We start from the raw sequence: 18,905 nt of genomic DNA on the forward strand, positions 1-18,905 counted from the left end.
AGTCGAACACGAAGTCCTAATCACCTTATCGACTTTATAAGACAGTGTGAGCATAAGGTTTTCAACGTGTAGGATTTGTCCTGTTATTCATCTTACTACGTACTGATCTGAACCAGCAGAACTGGACACTTCACTGAGCGACTTTCCGTTAGCAAAAATTATCCGAGTTTTTCTACTTTACGTGATTACTCTAAGAAGGCTTTGTCCAAAAACGAGTTTGTCTAACCAACCTTCTCACACCCCAACACACCCACAAACGCATCCAAATATTTCTCGATAGTTAGATCCGAAGAAACCGGTGGTAGCTCTACGGTAATACATGGCAAGTTTCTCGCTTGGCACCATGTGCCGAATGAACCTGGGGTTTCGTAATCCACGTCTTCGACGAGCGGTAGATTGAACTGCTTACCTAGCCAAGTGGCAAGCTCAGATTGGGCTGGGTCATCGACCATGGCGAGTGGCTCGTGGAAAGAGATGACGAACTTAGGCTCACGGGCTTCGATAAGGTTGATTAACGACTGCACTTCCGGTTCAAGTTGGTCGGCTTGGCCAGTTTTCACTTTTACATCTCTAACTGGTGTGTGGGAATTCCAGCGATAGACGGTACCGTTTTCTGTCCAGTTTTGAGTTGGGAAAGCGCGGTTTAGATCGACTTGGTTAGCGTTGGCACGTGTACCTAACTGATTACCATCTGGGTTCATCGACAGAATCACATCGTGTCTCAAGTTAGCGGCTGGCAGGCTTCTTAGTGCACAAGACAAACCAGCGATAGACGCGGTTTCATCACCGTGTGTGCCTGCTATGATTAGACCTTGAGATTCGCTTTCTACTTGCGCGGGGAAATAGAGTAAGGGTGCGCCCAATACCGATTTTCCATATGGTAGCGGCTTTATTGAAAATGCAGCTCTTTCCGTTCTTGGAATTAAACTCACCTTTATCTCCTGATTGATCAAGTACTATCAAGTATTAACGATTACAAAAACTACTTAGATAAACGAAAGCATTAAAACTCGTCAACAGTCGCATTGTTAATTTTATTACTTGCTTCAAAGATAGGCTAGGAGAGCAAAAACATATGGATTTTAAGAAACACTCAACGGCGTTACTCATTTCATCTCTATTGACCCCTTTTATCTCAGTGACTGCCGTTGCTGACACGTTGCCTGCGGGAACCACTCTGGCAAAGCAACAACACTTGGTGCGCGCGAATGATGCAGAAGCGGCGACCCTTGACCCGGCAAAGGCTGAAGGCCTTCCTGAAATGCACATTCTACGTGACTTGTTTGAAGGTTTAGTGATTCAAGATCGCGATGGCAACATCACTCCAGGTGTTGCACAGTCTTGGGAAACCGAAGACAACCAGACGTTTGTATTCCACCTGCGTAAAGACGCGAAATGGTCGAATGGCGATCCGGTGACGGCCGATGATTTCGTGTATGCGATACGACGCGCGGTAGACCCAAAAACGGCATCGCCAAATGTGTGGTATCTAAAGCTCACCAAAATCAACAATATTGCTGATGTGGCAGAAGGTAAGAAGCCGATTGAAGATCTAGGCGTGTCGGCTGTTGATAAACACACAGTTCGTTTTGAACTCGACAGCCAAGTACCTTACTTTGTGGCGATGACAGGCCACACATCCATGATGCCAGTGCATCAAACAGCCCTAGAAAGTAGCGACAAGCCGTGGAGCGATCCCAAGCAATTTGTCGGTAATGGTGCATTCGTACTAGACGAGTGGGTGGTGAACGAGCGCATTGAACTTAAGAAGAACCCAAAATACTGGGATAGCTCAGATACCCACTTAACTGAAGTGACTTATATTCCGTTTGAGAATCAGAATGCCTCGATTAACCGTTATGCCGTGGGTGAGGTTGATATCACTTCTGATGTGCCGACACACATGGCGCAGCAGCTTAAAAGCAAATATCAAGATGCGTTTACCACCGTGCCTCTGCTGTGTACTTACTACTACGCATTCAATACTACGCGACCACCTTTTGATGATGCGCGAGTACGTAAAGCCGTCTCTTATTCTATGATGCGTGACGTTATCACCAATGGTGTGACTCAGGTGGGCAACTTACCAGCTTATACCTTTGCACATGAGTACACGGCTGGTTTTGATGCGACACAACCTGAATACAGCACATGGACTCAGAAGGAACGTGACCAAAAAGCAAAGGAGCTATTGAAAGAAGCGGGGTACGATGCAGCTAACCCATTGGATTTCAAACTGCTCTACAACACCAGTGAATCGAACAAGTCGATTGCAGTGGCGATTGCGTCAATGCTGAAAGGTAACCTAGGCGCGCAAGTTGAGTTGGAAAACCAAGAGTGGAAGTCTTACTTGGTATCACGTCGCCAAGGTGATTTCGATGTGATGCGCGCCTCTTGGTGTGGTGACTACAACGAAGCATCAACCTTCTTGAGCCTGTTGCGTTCTGGCTCTTCAGGTAACTTTGCTCGCTACAGCAATGAAAAGTACGACGCAGCAATGGACAGCGCCTTAGCCGCAACCAGTGAACAAGATCGCCAAGGTTTCTATGACCAAGCAGAACAGTTGCTGGCAGAAGACATGCCGATCGCGCCAATTTACTACTATATGCAGGCTCGCCTAGTGCGTCCAAGTGTTGGTGGTTTTGCAAAGAACAACGTTGAAGGGCGTATCTACTCTAAGGATCTCTACATCAAAGAGTAATTGGGCTTCTTACATATCAATAAAAGTCTGAAATAGAGAAAAGGGACGTTGATCATAAATATCTGATCAACGTCCCTTCGTCATTAATCTGTAACGGTAAGCGCAAAAAACTGAAACCTGATTGAAGTATTTTTCACTTTTATTTCAATCAGGTGAAGCCATGTTACCCCCTCTACGTGCCCTTGTTGCGTTCGAAGCTGTTGCCCGCCTCGGTTCTATTGGCGCTGCTGCGCGAGAGCTTTGTGTTACCCAAGCTGCGGTGAGTCAGCAGCTTAAAAGTTTAGAAACCTTTCTTGATACCACACTGTTTGAACGCAGCTCCAAAGGCGTACAGCTAACGTCGGCTGCCCAGCATTATCAACCGATTGTTGCGGGCTCATTGGCACATCTGAAACTACAGACTCAAATTCTGTTCGGGGAAAAAGAAACCGACGTGTTGAGCCTGCGCGTTAATCACACCTTTTGCCATAACTGGCTGCTACCTCGCCTACCATCTTTTTATCAAAAATACCCTTTTATCAGGCTCGATATTCAGCTGGTGGACTGGCCATCAACTAACCCTTGTCAGAATGTCGATATCGAACTGACCAACGGCAAGGTTGAAAGCGAAGACACCCATTGCGAGCGACTGTTTCAAGAACATTGGCAGTTAGTGTGCAGCACAGAATTTAAGAACCAATATCAAGATTCCTTGGCTGAGCATGATTTCTCTGCTCTGCCGACCGTGCAAGTAAAAGGCTACCGAGAGAACTGGCTGCAATGGCTGAGTCACAACCAATTCGAGATGACTTTACCGAAGGTGCTACTTGAAGTGAGTAACTCTCTGCACGCTCTAGAGGCAGTTAAGCATGGTATTGGGGTGTTGTTAGTGCGTTCGCTTGCGGTGTCTGAGCTGTTAGAGAAAAACGATCTTGTTCTGGCGACAGAGTCCTCAATGCCTGCCGAGTCTGCCCACTATTTGATTACCAAACACCGCCGCAGTGCCAAGGTGAATTTCTTTTGTGATTGGCTTTATCACCAGATGGAAGACGGTGAACTGGAAGAAAGATTTTCTAATGGGTAGCCATAAAAAAAATGAAGGGCGCTCTTACTAACCTGTCACACAAACCTCTTAATTTAACCGCATACAAATAAGGACGAGGTCACCATGAGTGCTTTCTCAGAACCAATGAAAAACCGCTTAAAGGTACTGCTATTTACTGCACCGTTGTTGGTGCCACTGTTTACTTTTTGGCTCGTACCATTTGGTTATTCAATTTATATCAGCTTCACCGATTGGGATTACATCTCGCCAGATTATTCGTTCATCGGTTTAGAAAATTACGAGTACATGGTTGAGGACTACGAGTTCATCCAAGCGATGCTCAATACGTTTTGGTTCTCAGTTGGTGTGGTGATTCCCACCATCATTCTTGGCCTTGTGTTTGCCATGCTGCTGCACAGAAACTTCAAAGGCAGCCAATTTTATCGTGCGGTGATCTTCTCGCCTTGGATTACACCCACTGTCGCGGTGTCGATTGTGTGGTCCTGGGTATTCGAGACCAAATCAGGCCTGGCAAACCACTTATTGGAGTCGGCTGGGTTTAGCGCGATTCCATGGTTAGAGAACGGAAACACAGCCTTGGTTGCGGTGATTATCGTGACAGTTTGGCAGGCGATTGGTTGGACGATGCTGTTTTACATCAGTGCGCTTAACAAAATTCCAGAGTCCCTGTATGAGGCGTCTTTGATTGATGGTTGTAGCAGCTTAACGCGATTTTTGAAGATAACGCTGCCACTGATTTCCCCAACCACATTCTTCTTGGTGGTGGTCAACATTATTACGGCAATGCAGGCGTTCGATCAGTTCCAGATTCTGACGCAAGGCGGGCCGGGTGGTGAGACACGTACCTTGCTGTACTTGTTCTACCAACAGGCGTTCGAACGTTACGAAATGGGACCTGCGGCCGCGACATCGTTAGTGATATTCCTGATTACTGGATTGCTGGCACTTATTAATACCTACATCGGCAAGCGCTGGGTGTACTACTAGTCGATTTTTGAAAGGACAGAATTATGACCACGCAAGTATTGGATGCCAATCAAGTATTAAATCAGAGCGCAGCGAAAACCAAAGTTAGAGCTCAAGTCAAAGCGACGAAGTCAGAAGTTGCGTCAAAGAAAGCCTCAGCGGATCGCCGTTCGCTCCTTGCACTGGCTAAGCACCTGTTTTTGGCAACCTGTGGAACCATCATGGTGTTTCCGTTCTTATGGATGCTGTCTGGTTCGCTGAAAAGTAACGATGAGATCTTTGCTAACCCGCTGGACTTGATTCCAGAGCAGTTTCGTTGGGAAACCTTTGTTGAAACCTTCCACAGCGCGCCGTTTGGCTTGTATATCTTCAACAGCTTTAGCGTGGCTTTGTTCACGACCCTGCTAGTGATCGTGAATTCGGCGATGTTTGCATACGCGCTGACTCAGCTGAAGTTCCGTTCAAAGACCGTGCTCTATTTCATCGTGATGGGCTGTTACATGCTGCCGGGCGCAGTGACTTACATTCCGTCTTACATCACCTTGGCAAAACTGGGTTTGTTGGATTCGCACATGGGCTTGGTGGCGTCGAATGCGGCGTCGGTGTTCGGTGTGTTCTATTTACGCCAAGTGTTTATCAAGGTGCATCCGTCGCTGATTGAAGCGGCACGAATTGATGGTGCAGGTGAGCTCAAAATCTTATGGGCAATCATCTTACCGCAATGCCGAGCAGCAGTCGCAACACTGTTCCTCATCACTTTTATTACCAATTACAACAGCTACATGTGGCCAAGTCTGGTGATTACGACTCAGGATTTAAATCTGATCGCTACTGGTATTCGTCACTACTTTATTGCCGAAGGTAACTATGGGTTGAACTGGTCGCAAATTATGGCGGCGAGCACCATTGCAGTATTGCCTTTGTTAATTCTATTCGTCATTTGTCAAAAGACGATTCTTTCGGGTATCGCCGATAACGGCGTAAAAGAGTAAACGGAAATGAAATTAAAAACTCTCGCACTAGTGTGTGCCGGCGCAGCAAGCGCGTCTATGTTCTCTAGCAGTGTTCTTGCCGAAACCGAAGTTAACTTTTGGTATTCCGGTGGTACTAAGCCACAGCAAATGATGACTAAGCTCATCGAAGAGTTCAACGCGAGCCAAGATGAGTATGTGGTGAAGCCCGCGTTGCAAGGTAACTACACAGAAACCTACCAGAAGCTGCAAGCCGGTTTGGCGTCTCGAACGGCTCCTGAACTTGTGCTGTTAGATTCAGGTCGTGCGGAAGCGATGAACGGACGTGGTTTGAGTCGTGACCTAACGCCGTTCATGGATGAAGAGTTCAATTTTTCTGATTTCATCGGTGCGTTCAAAGATCAAGTGACGGCAGACGATGGCACCATCATCGGTCTACCTGCTTACGGTACAACTCAGGTGTTTTACTACAACAAGCAGGTGTTGGCAGATAACGGCTTTACTGAGCAAGATCTAAAGACATGGCAAGGTGTGGCTAAGGTCGCGGAGAAAGTCACACAACGTGATGAGAAAGGTAATGTGACCTTCTACGGCTGGGAGCCGATGTGGGGTCAAGACAACATGATTGACGCGGCATTTTCTAACGGCGCTAAGATCATCAGTGATGACGGTAAGAAAGTGCTGATTGACTCTCCTGAGTGGGTTGAGGTTTGGGACAGCTTCCGTAAGTGGATCCACGATGATCAAATCATGCGTATTCACTACGGCGGTCAAGGCTGGGAATACTGGTACAAAACCATTGATGACGTGATGAAAGACAACGCACTAGGCTACACCGGTTCATCGGGTGACCAAGGTGACTTGGACTTCACTAAGCTTTCGGCAACCACGCAACCAGGTTGGGGCTCAAACCCTTCTGCACCACAAGCGGGTGCGCTGGTTTACGTAATGCCAAAAGGCACGGATGACGAAGCGGCTAAAGGTGCATTTGAGTTTGTTGAGTTCTACACCAATGCCAAGAACACGGCAGCTTGGTCAATGTTCACTGGCTACATCCCAGTGCGCAACAGTGTTTCTGAAGTACCAGAGTACCAAGCGTTCACCAAAGACAACCCACAAGCTCTGATTCCATTGAAGCAAGCGAACACGGCGACCAAAGACTTCCTAGACCCTACCAACGGTAAGATCATGGATGCGCTGAAGGTAGCTGCGGACCAGATTCAAATCCAAAACGTGCCTGCTGACAAAGCGCTAAAACAAGCGGCTAAGAAAGCGCAACGTGCACTAGACCGAGCGAATCGTTCTTAATCTGCAAAGTGGATTAACACTATCTTTGCATGCATAAAGGCCCATCTACTCGGGTGGGCCTCTTTTTGACCCAGTCCTTCAATTAGGACGAATTTGGTGATGACAATGACCCAATTTCAAGGTGAGCTGCCGTTTGGCAGGGTAAGTATCCCCTTTGATGTGCCAGCAGGCTCTATGAGCGTAGTGATTACCGGCACGACGGTGAAAAAAGGATTCTTATACGCAGCGGCGTATGATGCCAACCAAGCATTTCGTGGCAAAGTGCTGTTTGAAAAAGCGCACAAGTCACTCACTATCCAACCGGAAAACTCAGGCCTAGGCGCGATTGATGGTGTGATTCCACCGGGTGAATGGTTCTTAGAGCTTTACAACCTTGAGGGTGAGTTCCGCACCGAGCGTGCGATGCAGTATCAAGTCGATGTACTTTGCTCTGAAGAGTTAGTTAATAGCGATGCTGAGTTAGAACTGACCCCAACGGTGACAAGTGATCACGATATCGAGTTTGATTACAGCTACATGCTGAGTTCTGATTCTCGCTGGTATCGTGGTGACTTACACGCTCACACTCAGCTTTCTGATGGTCACAATACCTTGGCCGCGGCTAAAGACATTGTGGAATCACAAGGGCTCGATTTCTTTTTCTTCACAGAGCACAACATCTGCCAACCTACGTTGCCTGTCTCTAACCAGTGTTTGTTCTTGCCTGCGTTAGAAGTTACGACCGATCTCGGGCACTTCAATGTGCATGGCCCAGTAAAGTCTTTGGACCTTAGATACGTCGAACACAGCAGCCAAGCGACCATGGAAGCAGGATTGAATTTGGCAAAAAGTGGACATAGCTCCCTTGGCATTAATCATCCGATGATGAAGCCGTGGCATTGGCATTACGATCAAGTGGATCTAGGCCAAGTGTCTACGTTTGAAGTGTGTTGTGACCCTACTTGGTCAACTTCACCAAAAGCGACCGAGGAAGCGTTATTGGTTCTCAATGAAATGTGGAACTGTGGCCAGCGCATTACCGCGATTGGCGGCAGTGATTCGCACCTTGAACCGCATGAACGTAATCCTAAAGCCGATGAGCCTTCTATCTACGGTGACCCATCCACCTTCGTTTACAGCCATGGCTTGAGCGGTGAAGGCATCTTGGCCGGTTTGCGTAATGGGCAAGTTTACCTAGAGCGCCGCTGCGGCTTGAAGTTTGATATCAATTTAGGTGACGTACTGCCGGGTAATGACTCTCAAGGCCAGCCACTAACATACCGAATTGCCGTCTCTGACTCAGAAAATCCTTACTACGCGGAGTGCGTGGTCGATGGCGAGATTGTCGATCGAATCGCTTTGAGTGATGAGCTGCAAAGCATTCATATTGATGAAGGGTACCGTTGGTGCCGTGTCGATATTCGTCGTGGGGATCTTTCTTCAGCATTAATCAACAGCACTCAAACTGCATCTGACGATCTTGAGTTTGAAGGCTGCATCAACGCCGTATTCGACGGTAAACAACCAGAATTTAACCAACCCCTAGTGCGTACTTGGGGAGAACTAATGGAGCGAATGAGCCGTGATGAAGTTTAAGGCGATGTTATTTGATAAAGACGGCACATTGTTAGAGTTCCACAAGATGTGGCTCAACGTTTCTCGTGGTGCTTGTGAGCGTGTGAAATCTTACAGTGACCAGCATCAGGGTAATCAAACTGTCACACCTGCTGAGTTACTCTTGGCTATCGGAGTGGAAGGTGATGTGGTTGATAACTATGGACTATTAGCCTCAAACCCAGTGGAAGATACCGCAACAGCGTGGTTCAACATGCTGCAACCTAATGTCTCGCTCGCTGAGTTCACTAAGGTGACCAAAGCCGCTTTCAATGACGAAGTGGAAGAGAACCCAAGCTGGATTGAAGCCCTGCCGGGAGTGGCTGAAAAGCTGGGTCTGTTTAAGCAGCAAGGCATGATTTTAGGTATTGCGACCGCAGACACCAAAGACTCAACCATCTACACACTAGAGCAATCGGGTTTGAGCGAGATGTTTGATTATGTCGGTTACTCAGATGGTGATATCGAACCTAAACCAGCGCCAGCACTGCTCAATGCCTTCTGTGAGCAATGTGGCATTGAGCCACATGAAGTGATCATGTTTGGTGACACGGTTTCGGATATGGAATTTGGCCGCAATGCAGGCGCAAGCAATGTCGGTGTTCTGACGGGGACTGCACAACACAGCGAGTTAGAGCCAGTGGCGGATCTGGTTATCGCATCAGTCGCCCATTTTGAGCTCAATCAACTGCAAGAACGTGGCTAAAGCGTGTCACGACAGATTGCAAAGATAGTATTTAACCAATTGATTTAAGGACAGGTTATGGCTGAAGTCACACTGAGAGGGGTAGAAAAAACCTACCCAAATGGTTTTAAGGCTGTGCACGGTGTCGATCTGAATATTCGCGAAGGTGAGTTTATGGTGTTTGTTGGGCCGTCTGGCTGCGCAAAATCCACCACACTTCGTATGATCGCAGGCCTTGAAGATATCTCAGAAGGCGATGTCTACATTGGCGATAAGCGTGTAAACGAATTGCCACCTAAAGATCGTGGTATCTCGATGGTGTTTCAGAACTACGCGCTTTATCCGCACATGTCGGTGTACGACAACATGGCTTTTGGCCTGAAGCAACAGAAGCTGCCAAAGCATGAAATCAATGAGCGAATTGAAGATGCAGCCAAGACTCTGGATATTGAACATCTGCTAAATAATAAGCCGGGTGAAATGTCGGGTGGTCAAAGGCAGCGTGTGGCGCTTGGCCGTGCGATGGTGCGTAAGCCAGATGTGTTTTTGTTTGACGAGCCCTTGTCTAACTTGGATGCAAAGTTGCGTGTTTCGACTCGTGTCAGCATTGCACAGCTGCACAATAACCTTAAGCAAGAAGGGCAGAACGCCACCATGATCTACGTGACACACGATCAGGTGGAAGCCATGACTCTTGGTGACCGTATTTGTGTGTTGAATCAAGGTGAGATTATGCAAGTCGATACGCCAATGAATCTTTATCAGTACCCAGCAAACAAATTTGTCGCGGGCTTTATTGGTTCGCCAGCGATGAATCTTCTCAAGGTGAGATTGGATGAGATTGATGGTGTGATGAACGTGGTCTCTGAAAGTGGTACTCGTTGGACGCTGCCACAAGACAAGCAGATTATCGCTCGTGAAAAGGTGGGCGAGTGGGTGTGGTTTGGTGTTCGTCCAGAACATATTCAACTGGCTAATCACGATGCGCCGCTGGCGGAAGTGAATACTCAAACGCACAGGCTTGATGTGGTTGAGTCGATGGGTAATGAGCTGTATCTCTATTTTAAACTCGGTGCAGATAAGCTGGTGGCACGCGTGCCTTTTGATGCTGACCGAACAGCGGAAAGTGGACAAGAGACAATGCTTCATTTTAATACCTCACAGTGCCACTTGTTTGACCTAGAGACAGAAGAAGCACTGACTGAATAAGTCGAAGAGTCAAAATAAAGAAATCCCCGCTCAGATGAGTGGGGATTTTTATTACGGGGGTATCAACAGGAGTTTGGGCCTGTGCTCGAGGCTTTTTTTGTTGGAGATAGCTAAACGTTCTTGAGGGTTAGAACCATTTAATGGCTCGGAATCGCAATCCTTTTTTCTAGCCAACGAACCGCTTGCGATACCACCAAAATAAGAACAAGGTACTCCAAAACCAGAAACGTATAGATCTCTAAAGGTAAATATTCGTTCACCACCAGCTCATTTGCTCGTCTTGTTAAATCACTCAAACCAATCACACTCACTAGCGAACTCATCTTGAGGATATAAACAAACTGATTGCCCAAGGGCGGCAGTATCTGACGGAATGCCTGCGGTAGGATAACGAATCGCATTTTTTGCCAATAGGTTAATCCCAAGGATTCGGCCGCTTCATGTTGGCCACGATTAATCGCTTGAATCCCCCCACGGAACACTTCTGCCATAAAGGCGCTCTCGGCAACGGTCAATGCGATTACCCCTGCCCAGAAGTGGTTCAAAGAGACATCGAGTAATGTCGGCATTCCGTAATACACCCACAATAGCAATACCAATACAGGGATAGAACGCATCACCTCTACGTAAAGTCGATTAATCCCTCTGAGTATTGGAGAACTAGAAAGCGCAGGAAAGGTGACCAATAGACCCAGAGCCATAGCAAAAAACATGCTTAGCAACGAAACCTGAATAGTCTCGCTAAAACCAGCCATCAAAAACTGAATATTAGTTCGCCCCTGCTCCGTCGACGGGTCGAGTACATACCATCCCCATTGGTAATCTGTACATCCTGTCAGAAACAGCAGAGAAACTAGCGATAAGTGACGATAGTTCACATTTACTCCCAAAAACTCCATTTGTTATTGCTATGTTAACAACCAAATCTGTTTAATGGTTAATAATTAAAGAGAATATTTACATTCATCACTTAGAAATCAGCATTCGTTTAAGGGAATAGAAAATGAAGAAAAGCTTAATTGCATTAGGAATGTGCCTGCTTGCTTTTACACAAATAGCACATGCACAAAGTCGCTTGCAGGAGATACTGGATGCCGGAGTTCTTCGCGTTGGTACAACGGGGGATTGGAACCCAATGACAATGAAGGATCCTGCAACCAACAGCTACCGCGGCTTTGATATCGATGTCACGACTGAGTTGGCTAAAGACCTAGGCGTAAAAGTGGAATACGTCGCAACAGACTGGAAAACCTTGGTGAATGGCATCACGGCCAACAAGTACGACGTGACTGGCAGCGCATCGCTCAACATGTCTCGAGCAAAAGTCGCTGGGTACAGCCAACCCTACTTCTATCTGGCTTTTGTCCCTGTTGTGCAAAAGAAAGACATAGAGAAGTTCTCAGATTGGAGTGATTTTGACAAAGCAGAAATCAAAGTTGCCGCCACGCTCGGCACAGTACAAGAAAAGATGGTGAAGGACTTCTTCCCATCGGCACAACACATCGTGATTGAAGCGCCGGCGCGTGATTTCCAAGAGCTTTTAGCTCGCCGCGCTGATGTCTCCGTGACTTCAAACGTAGAGGCTGCAACCTTAGTAGAGAAGTTTAAGCAGCTCGCGATTGTTCCGGTGAAAGAGCCACGTAAACCAACTCCAATTGCGATGCTACTACCACAAGATGATCAGGTTTGGATTAACTACATTAACCACTGGGTTGAATTGAAAAAGACGCAAGGTTTCTTTAAGCAAACCGCTGAGAAGTGGGGATTGAAGAGCATGTAACGAGCTGATAGAGAAGAGAAAAATAGAGCCCTTAGGGGGTAGGGCTCTAGAGTTAGGAGCTAACTTGACGTTGGGTTATGCGACGACCAGTGTTGCAGCTTTCTTCATAGCTTCCTTAGTAGAACACTCAATCACATTCGCGTTGGCAAAGCGGTGAGCGTCTTTCACTTGAATATCGTGAGCCAAGATAACCAGCTTCGCGTTGGCGACATCTAGGTCGGTGATGCGGTTCTGAATACCGTTTTGACCTTGTGTTTCTACTTTGATTTTCAGACCTGCTGCCGCACCTGCTTTCTCTAGTGCTTTGGCTGCCATGAAGGTGTGTGCAACACCAGAAGGGCAACAAGTTACTGCTACGATGTCGTACTCGCCTTCGCCTGCTACAGGTGCTGCTTGAGCTTGTGCTGGCGCAGCTTCAACTGTGTCTTCTTCGGTTTCAACAGCGACTGGTTTCCAGAAGCCAACGATAACCGCTGTGGTTAGAGAGCCTAGTGCGATACCGACCACGTACATAGGGATGTTGCTTGATACAGGTGCAGTGATTAGGCCACCCCACGGTGCGTGAAGTAGGATGTCAGTCATGAAGCCAAACACACAACCAACGATACCACCGGCTACGATTGAAGGAAGAACGCGCATTGGGTCATTCGCTGCGAATGGGATAGCACCTTCAGAGATACCGATAGAGCCCATGATTGCTGCTGCTTTACCTGCTTCTTGTTCTTGTTTAGAGAACTTGTTTTTGAATAGGAAAGTTGCCAGTGCCATACCTAGAGGTGGTGTACAAATCGCGATGCCTACGCCGCCCATTAACCATGGTTGTGTGTCTACTTGAGTTTGAGCAAATAGGGTCGCCACTTTGTTGATAGGGCCGCCCATATCGAACGCCGTCATACCACCAAGGATTGTGCCCAGAACCATCTTAGATGCACCCGCCATTGACGCTAGGAACTCGTTCATTGAAGCCATGAACAGTTTGATTGGCTCACCGATGCCCCACAGTACGATACCTGCCGAGATTAGCGTACCAACAAGCGGGTAGATGAAGTACGCACCTAGTGCTGTCATGTTAGTAGAAAGTGGGATCTTCTTAAGTTGAAGTACCACGCCACCTGCGATGAAGCCAGCCACGATACAGCCAAGGAAGCCGCCGCCCATGTCTGCCATAATGCCAGAAGAGATCATTGCAGGTGCTAGTGCTGGTTTGTCTGCAATTGAGTAACCAATAAAGCCGCCAAGAATGATTGGGAAAAGAACAAGGCCCTTGATACCGATGTTAGAGATGTCTGCCAGCAAGCCGTCTGCTGGAACCGCACCTTTACCCGATGCCATGACCGCTAAAGCCAACAGAACACCACCGGCTACGATGAAAGGCAGCATGTGTGATGTACCGAAAAGCAGGTGACCTTTCATGGTACTAAGGAGTTTTTTAAAGTCGCTACTACTATTTTTATTATTAGAATTGCTACTGGTATTCGTAGCTTGATTTGCTAGGGTACTCATAATTGTCTACGCCTTATGAATTAATTAAAATATTAAGGATTTGATGTTCATCTTTTGCGTTATGGATATCTTGAATAAATTCATCACTGAATTTTCCAAATAGTTCTTGTAGTACATAAATATGATGGTCAGCACCGTTGTCTGGTGAGGCAATCATAAAAAATACGGTTGGGTTAATACCGTCTTCATCGCCATACTCAATGCCTTCTCGCTTTACACCAACAGCAATTGCTGGCTCTGTTACTGCCTTGCTTTTCGAGTGTGGGTAAGCGATGCCGTCCATTGAGGTGATGCTTTGAGATTCACGAATTTCAATGTCTGCCAAAAAGGCTTCTTTACTGCTGATTCGGTTATTCTCAAATAACATGCCTGCCAATTCTTCAAACAGTTCTTTTTTATTATTTGCTTGAAGGTTGTTATTAATTAAGTTGACGTTAGTTAGCTGTGTGATCATTTATTAACTCATTCACTATTGAAGTTCTTGAATTAAAATTAATGGATTAACCTGATTCGCGAAATAGCAAATAAAAGCCCTTCACTGTACATTTGTATCCAGCAAAATTAAGTGTGATTTGCATCATTCATCCAGTGTGAGATGGGTCATATTTGATGGTGTATTTCGGTGTTGAAATAACTTTCTGTAGGAACAAAAATGCCCTGCAAAAGCAGGGCATAGATAGTGTGTGATTAGTGGTGATGGAGCTAGCTGTAAGCGCGCGCTACACGTCCAACGCAGTCGAGTTTGTAACTCTCGGCATAAGCAGGAATAAACACCGACTGGCCTTTCTCTATCACGCAGGTTTCGCCACATTGGTGAGTGAGCACCATGGACTCGTCGAGTGGCAGTAGGATCTCTGCACCTTCGGTCGTGATCTGGCGTTGATGTGAGTTTTGCACGATAGAGAACTTAAAATCCTCAACTGGAATTTGATATTCCATCACATCACCTTGCTCAATCGGGCTGAGCAATAATCTATCCGCAGGCTTTTCATTAAATCGAGTACAAGAAACCAGTTCGTTCACGTCCATGTACTTAGGCGTTAACCCGGCACGCAGCACATTATCGGAGTTCGCCATGATTTCTAAGCCTGTGCCTTTGATGTAAGCGTGAGGGGTTTCAGCGTCCAGATACATGGCTTGCCCCGGCTTTAGCGTAATCACGTTCAATAGTAGCGGAGCAAACAGGCCGACATCACCTGGGTATTGGTTTTCCAGTTCTGAAATCAATTGGAATACACGTTTATCAGAAAGCTTGGCCTTCATGATCAACATGGTCAGCGCCATGCCTTTTTGTTCACCTTCCAAAGACAATAAGCTTGCAAAAAAACAGGCTAAGCCATTGGGTGTTTGATCGCCCGCGAGATCGTTTACCATCGAATGTAACTCAGGAATGTCGAGGTAATGAAAATGCTCAAGGATCTCACTGATCGACCTAAAGCCATTCATTGCTGTGTAGTCGGTTAGGGCATACACCAGTTCTGGCTTGTGATTAGGATCCTTGTAGTTACGATTGCCTGCGGTCATCGGAATACCTTGCTGCTCTTCAAGAGCATAGCCAGATTCCGCTTGCTGCTTGTTTGGGTGGACTTGAACAGACAGTGCCTTCTCCGCAGCTAACACCTTGAATAGGTAAGGCAGCTCGCCAAAACGACTTGCAACTTTCTCGCTTAAAAACAGGTTTAGGTTCTTAGAGATCAAGCTCGATAATGTGGTCTGCTGCCCGTTGTCGCTCACCATTGAGCAACCATTAGGGTGAGCGCCCATCCAGATCTCCGCTTGCGGCTCACCAGACTGGTTATCTATGCCAAACAGTTGGCTAAACGAAGAAGGGCTACCCCATGCGTAGTTTTGAATCACATTAGTCATAGGGTAGAAAAAACGTTGTACGAACGAATCGTTCGCTAAAGAAAAATCAGACATCGAAATCACCATGAAGGGAAACATGGCTTGAGCTCTACTCGGCTTAATGAAATGCGAGAGTAGAGTGGGCTCAAGCCATTGGAGTTGAAATGGCTTAAGCCGCTGCTGTTGCTAGCTTGGCTTTGCGTAGGTTTTTAAGTGCGATACAAGTAACCGCAGTTACGCCCGCACCAGACGCCATGCATACCAGTGCTAGCAGTGGGTAGTTGATTGCGCCAAGTAGAGCGACCACTGGACCACCGTGAGCAACGCTGTTGGTGATGCCAAATGAGAACGCCATTACCGCAGCAGTCATTGAGCCAAGCACGTTGGCAGGGATAACTGACATTGGATCTTGAGCCGCGAAAGGAATTGCACCTTCAGAGATACCCACTAAGCCCATCGCGCCTGCTGCTTTGCCTGCTTCAATTTCAGAAGATTCAAATAAGTCGAACTTACGGCCGATTCTGGTTGCGATAGCCATACCCAGTGGAGCGACAGGAATTGCACATGCCATTGCGCCCATGAACTGAGTTTGACCGCTGGCAATCATGCCGACTGAGAATAGGAACGCCACCTTGTTGAACGGGCCACCCATATCAAAGCCCGCCATGCCGCCCAGTACGATGCCAAGTAGAACCACGTTGCCTGTGCTCATGCTAGTTAGTAGGGCAGTAAGCGCATCCATTAGCCCCGCGATAGGTGCACCAATGACGAAGATGAACAAACCTGCGATGAATAGAGAGCCAGTGATCGGAGCGATCATGATAGGCACAAGCGGTTGAACGAACTTGTGGTAGCTAAACGAAGTAATCCATTTAACGAAGTAGCCCACTAACAGACCTGCGATGATTGCGCCAATGAAGCCAGTGCCTGCGTCAGCGCCATAGAAAGAGCCGTTGTTTGCGATCCAGCCGCCAATCAAGCCAGGGGTTAGAGCAGGGCGGTCAGCAATCGCGTAAGCAATGTAGCCGGCCAAGATTGGGATCATCAGGGTGAAGGCAACCACGCCCACTTCTAGGATTTGGTTCCACATGCTGCCAGCAGGAATCGCCATACCAGACTCACTTGGTTCGCCACCAATCGCTAGCGCTAGGGCAATCAAAAGGCCGCCTGTGACCACGAATGGGATCATGTGAGATACACCATTCATCAAGTAACGGTAAAGATCTGAGCGCGCTTGTGAGGCTTTTTCGGCAACAGATTGGTTGGTTGGTGCTTGTTCTGCTTGGTAGCTCGGCGCATTGAGTGCTTGTTTGATCAAACCTTGTGCGTCTTTGATTGGCGCTTTTACGTTGGTTTTGATAACGCGTTTGCCAGCAAAACGAGCCATGTCGACCTGTTTGTCACAAGCCACCACAATTGCGTCGGCACGTTCGATCTCTTCTTGAGTCGGGCTGTTTTTAACGCCGATAGAACCGTTGGTTTCGACCTTAACATCGTAGCCAAGAGCCGCCGCACCTTTCTCTAGTGCTTCAGCTGCCAAATAAGTGTGTGCAACGCCAGCTGGGCAGCCTGTCACGCCAATGATGAAGCCTTGTTTCTCAACGTTGGTTTCAGTTTCTGAAGGCTCAGGTTTGCTAAGCAGTAGTTCTAATGCTTGTTGTTCAGATTGAGCATTCATGAAGCTTTCGATAAAGCCTTCTTCAATCAGTTTTGAAGAAAGTTCTGCCAGTACTTCGATGTGGTGATTATCGCCGCCATCAGGAGAGGCAATCATGAAGAATAGTTTTGATGGCTGGCCGTCATCGGCGCCGTACTCGATACCCTGTTGATGGACACCGATAACAACCGCGGGTTTAATCACCGCAGCGCTTTTCGCGTGTGGCAGTGCAATACCTTCTTCAAATCCGGTATTGCCTTGTTCTTCACGAGCCTTAATGTCGGCAAGAAACTGTGCTTTGTCTGAGATTCTGCCTTGTGCGTAAAGCACGTCTATCAGCTCTTTAAATACGTCTTCTTTTGAATTAGCGCTAAGCGAAAGCTTAATCAAATCTTGATTGATCAATGTCGTGATCATAATGAACCCCTACTCTGTTCTTATTTTGTTAGGGGTATTCTGGAATCTACGGCTTACCTTCTGTAGTGAAGAAAAAATGCATTTACTGGATGATTGTTGCGTTATAAATGGAGTGTGATTTTGATCGGTCGAACGGGCGTTTTTAGCCCTGTGTTGACAAGGTTTGTCGTGCATTGAAGCTTTTATTTATAAGGGCTTCAGCGTGTTTTGTTATCTGGAAAATTACGTGCCTCATTGATTTGTGCACTGGAGATTTATTTCTACGACTGGATTTTTGTAACCTAGATCTCAAATTGTGATTTTGCTCAATAGCGCTATGTTTCAGTAACGGGTATATCTATTTCCGTAGCCTTATTGCTGCCCATAAGAGTTCGAATAAATGATATTTCATGACCTAATCTCGTCGGTATTAAATGAGCGAGAACCATTTCATAACATCTGGTTTGCGGGAGATTTTCACACGCCTTCAGCATTCAGTTATCAGGTGAACTTTCCGCGTTTAGAACTGGTGCTTGACGGTGAGTATATTAATGAAATGGAGAGTCATGATCGTAAGATCACCAATGTTGTTGCGAAAGCAGGGGATGCGATTTTCATCCCGCCTAACTGCTGGAACAAGCCGAACTGGGATACTGATTGTTCGGTACTGAGTATGTTGTTTGGACGTCGTCAGCTTGGTTTAAGCTTGGTGAGCAAGCGCAAAGGGGAAGAGAGCTTTTACGATATCCAAAAGCACAGTATTCAGACTCGCTCGGGTTTTGCGATTGATAACATTTTGGAGGCGCTCAGCTCATTAGCGCGTGAGAGTAACAAGCAGCCGATGGATGAACTGCTACTGCAAGCGCTGCTGCAATACAGTAAAACCATGTTAGATGCGCCCGTCGAGAAATCTCACAGTCGCGTGCAAGATGTGTATCAAGGGATCTGCATTTACATTCAAGAGAACTTCCACCGCCAAATCACCCGAGACAGCATTGCATCACGCTTTAGTATTTCCTCCAACCATTTGTCGCGCATGTTCCGTCAGCAAGGTCACATGACGCTGGCTGAGTACATTACACGCGTACGAGTCGACCGTGCCAAGTTCATGCTTAAGAAATACAATTTCAAGCTCAATGAAGTGTCGGTACGTTGTGGCTTTAAAGACGTGAACTACTTCTGCCGAGTTTTCAAAAACCGCACCGGAAGAACACCGACCGAGTATCGAGGATCAATCTAGCTCTAA

General features: G+C 47.0%; 16 protein-coding genes. 10 read left to right on the top strand and 6 right to left on the bottom strand.

Annotation, left to right across the window (positions count from 1 at the left end; all coding sequences use genetic code 11):
* Nucleotides 1-221: 221 nt before the first annotated feature.
* Nucleotides 222-932, bottom strand: a complete 711-nt coding sequence (gene mpaA, locus F0251_RS16210) for a murein tripeptide amidase MpaA (protein WP_171731363.1) — start codon at nt 930-932, stop codon at nt 222-224.
* A gap of 143 nt (nt 933-1,075) precedes the next feature.
* Between mpaA and F0251_RS16215 the strand changes: the two genes are divergently transcribed.
* From F0251_RS16215 to F0251_RS16250, 8 genes are all read left to right on the top strand, one after another.
* Nucleotides 1,076-2,701, top strand: a complete 1,626-nt coding sequence (locus tag F0251_RS16215; protein WP_171731364.1) for an ABC transporter substrate-binding protein — start codon at nt 1,076-1,078, stop codon at nt 2,699-2,701.
* Between the two features lie 160 nt (nt 2,702-2,861).
* The gene (locus F0251_RS16220; protein WP_171731365.1) at nt 2,862-3,764 is read left to right on the top strand and encodes a LysR substrate-binding domain-containing protein; all 903 of its coding nucleotides are present in this window, start codon (nt 2,862-2,864) and stop codon (nt 3,762-3,764) included.
* An 84-nt stretch (nt 3,765-3,848) separates the two neighbouring features.
* The gene (locus F0251_RS16225) at nt 3,849-4,733 is read left to right on the top strand and encodes a carbohydrate ABC transporter permease (RefSeq protein WP_171731366.1); all 885 of its coding nucleotides are present in this window, start codon (nt 3,849-3,851) and stop codon (nt 4,731-4,733) included.
* A gap of 23 nt (nt 4,734-4,756) precedes the next feature.
* On the top strand, nt 4,757-5,704 hold the full coding sequence (locus F0251_RS16230) for a carbohydrate ABC transporter permease (protein WP_171731367.1): 948 nt from the start codon (nt 4,757-4,759) through the stop codon (nt 5,702-5,704).
* Nucleotides 5,705-5,710: 6 nt separating this feature from the next.
* Complete coding sequence (locus tag F0251_RS16235; RefSeq protein WP_171731368.1) at nt 5,711-6,991, top strand: extracellular solute-binding protein; 1,281 nt, start codon at nt 5,711-5,713, stop codon at nt 6,989-6,991.
* 105 nt (nt 6,992-7,096) lie between these two features.
* A complete protein-coding gene (locus F0251_RS16240; protein WP_171731369.1) occupies nt 7,097-8,566 on the top strand; it encodes a CehA/McbA family metallohydrolase in 1,470 nt (489 codons plus the stop codon).
* The gene (locus tag F0251_RS16245; RefSeq protein WP_065605892.1) at nt 8,556-9,290 is read left to right on the top strand and encodes an HAD family hydrolase; all 735 of its coding nucleotides are present in this window, start codon (nt 8,556-8,558) and stop codon (nt 9,288-9,290) included. Before F0251_RS16240 ends, F0251_RS16245 begins: the two co-directional genes overlap by 11 nt.
* Nucleotides 9,291-9,347: 57 nt before the next feature.
* Nucleotides 9,348-10,478 (top strand): ABC transporter ATP-binding protein, encoded by a 1,131-nt coding sequence (locus F0251_RS16250; protein WP_171731370.1) that lies wholly within the window; start codon nt 9,348-9,350, stop codon nt 10,476-10,478.
* A 137-nt stretch (nt 10,479-10,615) separates the two neighbouring features.
* Here the strand turns inward: F0251_RS16250 and F0251_RS16255 are convergent, their stop codons facing one another.
* On the bottom strand, nt 10,616-11,356 hold the full coding sequence (locus tag F0251_RS16255; protein ID WP_171731371.1) for an amino acid ABC transporter permease: 741 nt from the start codon (nt 11,354-11,356) through the stop codon (nt 10,616-10,618).
* Nucleotides 11,357-11,481: 125 nt separating this feature from the next.
* Between F0251_RS16255 and F0251_RS16260 the strand changes: the two genes are divergently transcribed.
* The gene (locus F0251_RS16260; RefSeq protein WP_050651339.1) at nt 11,482-12,258 is read left to right on the top strand and encodes a transporter substrate-binding domain-containing protein; all 777 of its coding nucleotides are present in this window, start codon (nt 11,482-11,484) and stop codon (nt 12,256-12,258) included.
* Between the two features lie 75 nt (nt 12,259-12,333).
* Here the strand turns inward: F0251_RS16260 and F0251_RS16265 are convergent, their stop codons facing one another.
* From F0251_RS16265 to F0251_RS16280, 4 genes are all read right to left on the bottom strand, one after another.
* Entirely contained in the window at nt 12,334-13,761 is a 1,428-nt protein-coding gene (locus tag F0251_RS16265) for a fructose-specific PTS transporter subunit EIIC (protein ID WP_171731372.1), read from the bottom strand.
* A 13-nt stretch (nt 13,762-13,774) separates the two neighbouring features.
* Nucleotides 13,775-14,215: a PTS sugar transporter subunit IIA gene (locus tag F0251_RS16270; protein ID WP_116870979.1), complete on the bottom strand. Its 441-nt coding sequence runs from the start codon at nt 14,213-14,215 to the stop codon at nt 13,775-13,777.
* Nucleotides 14,216-14,463: 248 nt separating this feature from the next.
* Nucleotides 14,464-15,681 carry a mannose-6-phosphate isomerase, class I gene (gene manA, locus F0251_RS16275; RefSeq protein ID WP_171731373.1) on the bottom strand — a complete coding sequence of 406 codons (1,218 nt, stop codon included), beginning with the start codon at nt 15,679-15,681 and terminating at the stop codon, nt 14,464-14,466.
* 94 nt (nt 15,682-15,775) lie between these two features.
* Nucleotides 15,776-17,680, bottom strand: a complete 1,905-nt coding sequence (locus F0251_RS16280; protein ID WP_061033874.1) for a fructose-specific PTS transporter subunit EIIC — start codon at nt 17,678-17,680, stop codon at nt 15,776-15,778.
* A 379-nt stretch (nt 17,681-18,059) separates the two neighbouring features.
* Between F0251_RS16280 and F0251_RS16285 the strand changes: the two genes are divergently transcribed.
* Nucleotides 18,060-18,899, top strand: a complete 840-nt coding sequence (locus tag F0251_RS16285) for a helix-turn-helix transcriptional regulator (RefSeq protein WP_008216642.1) — start codon at nt 18,060-18,062, stop codon at nt 18,897-18,899.
* The last annotated feature ends 6 nt before the right edge of the window (nt 18,900-18,905 follow it).

The sequence above is a fragment of the Vibrio sp. 070316B genome (assembly GCF_013114115.1).
Lineage (GTDB): Bacteria > Pseudomonadota > Gammaproteobacteria > Enterobacterales > Vibrionaceae > Vibrio > Vibrio chagasii_B.

Coding starts and splice junctions, on each gene's coding strand:
- F0251_RS16215 (WP_171731364.1), top strand. CDS start 1,076: ATGGATTTTAAGAAACACTCAACGGCGTTACTCATTTCATCTCTATTG.
- F0251_RS16220 (WP_171731365.1), top strand. CDS start 2,862: ATGTTACCCCCTCTACGTGCCCTTGTTGCGTTCGAAGCTGTTGCCCGC.
- F0251_RS16225 (WP_171731366.1), top strand. CDS start 3,849: ATGAGTGCTTTCTCAGAACCAATGAAAAACCGCTTAAAGGTACTGCTA.
- F0251_RS16230 (WP_171731367.1), top strand. CDS start 4,757: ATGACCACGCAAGTATTGGATGCCAATCAAGTATTAAATCAGAGCGCA.
- F0251_RS16235 (WP_171731368.1), top strand. CDS start 5,711: ATGAAATTAAAAACTCTCGCACTAGTGTGTGCCGGCGCAGCAAGCGCG.
- F0251_RS16240 (WP_171731369.1), top strand. CDS start 7,097: ATGACCCAATTTCAAGGTGAGCTGCCGTTTGGCAGGGTAAGTATCCCC.
- F0251_RS16245 (WP_065605892.1), top strand. CDS start 8,556: ATGAAGTTTAAGGCGATGTTATTTGATAAAGACGGCACATTGTTAGAG.
- F0251_RS16250 (WP_171731370.1), top strand. CDS start 9,348: ATGGCTGAAGTCACACTGAGAGGGGTAGAAAAAACCTACCCAAATGGT.
- F0251_RS16260 (WP_050651339.1), top strand. CDS start 11,482: ATGAAGAAAAGCTTAATTGCATTAGGAATGTGCCTGCTTGCTTTTACA.
- F0251_RS16265 (WP_171731372.1), bottom strand. CDS start 13,761: ATGAGTACCCTAGCAAATCAAGCTACGAATACCAGTAGCAATTCTAAT.
- F0251_RS16270 (WP_116870979.1), bottom strand. CDS start 14,215: ATGATCACACAGCTAACTAACGTCAACTTAATTAATAACAACCTTCAA.
- manA (WP_171731373.1), bottom strand. CDS start 15,681: ATGTCTGATTTTTCTTTAGCGAACGATTCGTTCGTACAACGTTTTTTC.
- F0251_RS16280 (WP_061033874.1), bottom strand. CDS start 17,680: ATGATCACGACATTGATCAATCAAGATTTGATTAAGCTTTCGCTTAGC.
- F0251_RS16285 (WP_008216642.1), top strand. CDS start 18,060: ATGATATTTCATGACCTAATCTCGTCGGTATTAAATGAGCGAGAACCA.